At 37.8% G+C, this 4972-nt stretch carries 4 protein-coding genes; all 4 read left to right on the top strand.

The features are described 5' to 3' along the window. Positions 1 to 63 precede the first annotated feature (63 nt). The 4 genes from SSCH_RS05705 to SSCH_RS05690 are packed head-to-tail and all read left to right on the top strand — an operon-like array spanning position 64 to position 4779. Positions 64 to 324: a hypothetical protein gene (locus SSCH_RS05705; protein ID WP_198142195.1), complete on the top strand. Its 261-nt coding sequence runs from the start codon at positions 64 to 66 to the stop codon at positions 322 to 324. 9 nt (positions 325 to 333) lie between these two features. Beyond that, positions 334 to 1224, top strand: coding sequence for a DUF6079 domain-containing protein (locus SSCH_RS05700; protein ID WP_044664630.1), 891 nt, complete (start codon positions 334 to 336; stop codon positions 1222 to 1224). A gap of 14 nt (positions 1225 to 1238) precedes the next feature. Continuing rightward, positions 1239 to 3785, top strand: coding sequence for a DNA methyltransferase (locus SSCH_RS05695; RefSeq protein WP_044664629.1), 2547 nt, complete (start codon positions 1239 to 1241; stop codon positions 3783 to 3785). A gap of 1 nt (position 3786) precedes the next feature. Continuing rightward, entirely contained in the window at positions 3787 to 4779 is a 993-nt protein-coding gene (locus SSCH_RS05690; RefSeq protein ID WP_044664628.1) for a DEAD/DEAH box helicase, read from the top strand. Positions 4780 to 4972 lie beyond the last annotated feature (193 nt).

Below are 4972 nucleotides of genomic sequence, written 5' to 3'. Positions count from 1 at the left end.
CCGTGATCAAGGTCGGAGCGGCAACAGAAGTCGAACTGCGGGAGAAGAAGACTTGCATTGAAGATGCCTGGCTGCGACCAGAGCAGCTGTAGAGGAAGGGATGTCGCCGGTGGGGTGTTGCGACTGGTGAGGTGTATTCCCGCCCTGGAAAACCTGGAACTTTCGGGAGATGAGGCAACCGGAGCAAGGATCGTCAAGAGAGCCCTGGAAGAACCGCTGAGAATGATCGCTGATAATGCCGGTTTTGAAGGGTCTGTGGTGGTGGAAAAGGTGAAAGCGATGGAAGGGAACAATGGTTTCAATGCCCTGACTTCAAATTACTAAAGAAGATATATGAAAAAACAAGCAGCCGTTCTTCAGCAGCTGACGGAAATTGATAGAATAAAGGAACTAAAATCCAAGATAGATGCCAATACTACATACCTTTCAGGGGCAGAAGTAGTTTTAAAGGACAAGTCATGGGTAGAAAGCATCAATAAATTAAAATTAAAAATGGAGACAGTTCTCAAAAATCTGGACAGCATAGATGATGATTTTGTTAGAACATTCAATATCGAACTTGCAGAATTAAAAAATCAATATATAAGCATATATATGGATCTACATAAAAAACACAGGCTTGATTATAATGGCGATAATGCTAAAAAGAAGATTATGCAAGGTAGTATACTTAACAATCTGAAAAAATTAACTGCTATTAAGGATATACTTCCAGCTGTTAAGCTCAAAAATGTTCAGGATAAAATTGCGGGGTTAAAAACTTGTTACAACCTTACAGAACATGATCTTGAAAGTAAATTTATGTGTCCTTACTGTCAATATAACCCATCGGAAAGCAGCTATCCTGTATATGGGGTGCTTGATTCTGTTGAGGATGATCTTGATAACCTTTATCAGGAATGGACGGGCATCATTATTAACAGTATAGAAGATCCAATGGTCAGTGAGAATATCTCTTATTTAAAGGCGAAACAGCAGAAAGAAATTACGAAATTGCTAACAACAAGGAAATTGCCAACTGTTATTGATAGGGATTTTATATTGGCTGTCAATACACTAATGCAAGGTCTCGAAAAGGTTGAGGTTTCTATGGATGATATGAAAAAAGCCATAGCCGGCGATGGCCCTGTCAGTGTAGATGATATGAGGTCAAGGTTTGAAAAGTATCTTGATGAACTGACTAAAGGAAAAGATGAGAATAAAGTAAGGATTATCATAAAGTAATGGGGGGAGACTTCATGAAGTTGACAAAAGAGATATTAGATAAAGTTAGGGATATCGAGGGTTTTCCTATCGGTAAAGACGAGGATATTATTGAGTTGTCAGATCCACCTTATTATACGGCGTGTCCTAATCCATTTATTAATGATTTTATAGAGAAGTATGGAACACCCTATGATGAGGAGACAGATGATTATAGTGTAGAACCTTATGCTGCGGATGTGTCGGAAGGAAAGAATGATCCGATTTATTATGCTCATTCTTACCACACAAAGGTACCTCATAAAGCGATTATGAGGTATATACTACATTATACTAAACCAGGAGATATTATTTTTGACGGTTTTTGTGGAACAGGTATGACAGGTGTAGCGGCCCAGATGTGCGGTAATCCTGATAAGGAATTTAAACTGAAGATTGAACAGGAAATGGGTAATGTCGAATGGGGAGCCAGAAGGGCAATACTCAATGATCTTTCTCCAGCGGCAACATTTATTGCGTATAACTATAATACACCTGTAGATGCGGTCGAATTTGAAAAGGAAGCTAAAAGAATTTTAGGTGAAGTAGAAAAAGAATGCGGATGGATGTATGAGACACAACATGTAGTTGATGGGAAGGTACAATCTGATGTAACTGGAAAACCTTTAATGGGGAAGGTTAATTATATCGTTTGGTCTGATGTTTTTGTATGTCCTAACTGCACTAACGAATTGATATTCTGGGATGCAGCTGTAAATAAAGAAAATGGTAAAGTAAAAAAAGAATTTCAATGTTATAAGTGTGGAGCAACTCTAAAAAAGAAAGATTTGGAGAGAGCTACAGAAAAGATATATGATTATTTACTAAAAGATACTATAGGGATGGCTAAACAGGTTCCAGTGCTTATTAATTATTCAGTAGGGAGAAAACGATACAACAAAAAACCGGATGAATATGATTTAAAGCTTATCCAAAGGATTGAAGATATGGATATTCCCTATTGGTTTCCCATAGATAGAATGCCAGAAGGTGATGAATCTAGAAGAAACGATAAACAGGGCATTACTCATGTTCATCATTTTTATACAAAGAGGAATTTATGGGTATTATCGGCAATTGTTGATAAGGCCAAGAATAATAACTTTTTAAATTTATTATTCTTGGTTACTTCATTTATGATAAAGACAGCGAGTCGTTTGCATAACATAGGATTTAAAGCAGGAAAAATTAACCTTGCGGGAGCCGTACCAAATGCACTTTATATACCTAGTTTGGTTGCAGAAAGGAATATAATTGAACTTGCAAGAAGAAAAGCAAAGGATATTTTAGTATTATTTAAATATAAAAAAGATTATGGAGATTGTTTGATTAACTGCCAATCAACTACTGATTTGAGGTTGGCTAAAGATTCAATTGATTATATCTTTATTGATCCACCGTTTGGCAGCAATCTTATGTACTCAGAGTTAAATTATATCTGGGAATCATGGCTAGAAATACATACAAATAATAAAACAGAAGCGATTATTAATCAAACCCAATGCAAAGGTTTATATGAATATCAAGAGTTAATGAAAGACTGTTTTGTTCAGCTCTATAATCTATTAAAACCCGGAAGGTGGATGACTGTTGAATTCCATAATTCCCAAAATAGCATTTGGAATGCAATACAGGAAGCAATATTAATAGCGGGGTTTGTTGTTGCTGATACAAAAATACTTGATAAAAAGCAAGGAACTTTTATTCAAATGACAGGTAATATAACGGCAAAAAGGGACCTTGTAATTTCAGCATATAAACCTAAAGAATCCTTTGTCCAGAGGTTTTTAACTGAAGCGGGTACAGAAGAGGGTGCATGGAATTTTATCAGAGAACATCTTGCCAAACTACCTATAGTAATAGAAAATAAAGGCAAACTGAATGTTATTACAGAAAGGCAGAATTATTTACTATACGACAGCATGGTGGCCTTTCATATTCAAAAAGGGGCTACTATACCCATGAGTGCTGCTGACTTCTACGTAGGACTCCAGCAGAGGTTTCCAGAAAGAGATGGGATGTATTTCTTACCTGATCAGGTAAATGTGTACGATGCCAAGAGGCTCACCCAGGATTTAAATGAGCAATTGTCACTTTTCGTAATCGATGAAAAGACAGCTATACAATGGCTTCGCAGTGAATTAAGAACACCTCAAACCTACCAGGATATTCAGCCCAAATTCCTACAGGAACTACGACAGATGAAACATGAAAAGATGCCAGAACTGAGAGATATACTTGAAGAAAATTTCCTGCAGGATGAGGCAGGCAGATGGTATGTACCTGATGTCAACAAACAATCTGACCTGGAAAAGCTACGTGACAAAAGGTTGTTGAAAGAATTTGAGGAATACAGGTCAGGAAAAGGAAAGCTGAAGATATTCAGGACCGAAGCTATAAGGGCGGGGTTTAAGCATTGTTGGAGAGAAAAGGATTATAAGACAATAGTCAGTATAGGTGAGAGATTGCCTGAGAAGGTTGTCCAGGAGGATCACAGCATTCTCATGTATTATGACAATTCTCTAACAAGAATAGGGGATTGAAGTGTTTAAGATTGGTGATTGGGTTTTCGACAGAGAATATAATAAGACTGTCAAGATCATTGGTAATAATGATCTATGGGGTTATAAATCATACATTGTATTTGAGCCAGAGGAACAAATATCATACTTTGTGCTTGAGGATAAATTGTGCAGTGTGGATGCTGGAAGTGATTTCAGCATCCATATTTTTAAATATATTGTTATATCTGCCAGGATCAATCATGAACTGGCAAATGGTATATTGTCGTCGATTGGTAGCAATATAATCCCATTACCTCACCAAATATATGCCCTCAATAGAGCTTTGTCCGGCAATAAGGTGAGATATATCATCGCCGATGAGGTAGGGCTCGGGAAAACTATAGAGGCTGGCCTTATATTAAAAGAATTGAAGACAAGGGGCTTGATCAATCGAGTCCTTATTGTATGCCCTAAAGGACTTATAACTCAATGGCATAGCGAAATGAAGAATAAGTTTAATGAGAGTTTCAATATTGTATTGCCTGAAGATTTGGATACCATAAGGAGAATATATGGAGAAGGCAACATCTGGTCACACTTTTCGCAGGTAATTTGCTCTATGGATTCTGTTAAACCTTTGGAGAAACGTAGTGGTTGGAGTAAAGAGAAAATAGATGAATATAACAGAGAAAGGTTTGAAAATTTAGTCCATGCTGGTTGGGATATTATCATTATTGATGAAGCACATAGAATTGGAGGTTCTACCTCTGATGTAGCAAGATATAAACTGGGTAGAGCTTTAGCAGAGGTTAGCCCATATTTCTTACTGCTTACTGCCACACCGCACCAAGGAAAGACAGAACCCTTTTTAAGGCTAATACGCCTTTTGGATAAAGACGCCTTTCCAGATAGCCACGCAGTGGTGAAAGAACAGGTAGTTCCGTATATAATTAGAACAGAGAAAAGGGAAGCGTGTTGCCTCTCACTCAATTTGACGCTGCAATTCTCACCGCCAATAACGGAAGAATTATAGCGACAGTCTGCCATAAAGTTGAGAATTCAGGTGCCAATCAAAGTCTAGCTAGATAATGCCAGTCAGTGTGCATAGTGTGGATAATGTAGAGATCCCCCAGCACCCAAACCAAACCTGTCATGGATACTGAGAGGATCCTTACCCTTTAATTACCTTACCCCGCTGTCGCACGCTGCCTTTCCATATCCAGCAA

The organism is Syntrophaceticus schinkii, assembly GCF_000946815.1.
Lineage (GTDB): Bacteria > Bacillota > DSM-12270 > Thermacetogeniales > Thermacetogeniaceae > Syntrophaceticus > Syntrophaceticus schinkii.
This window is presented reverse-complemented; position numbering and strand designations above follow the sequence as displayed.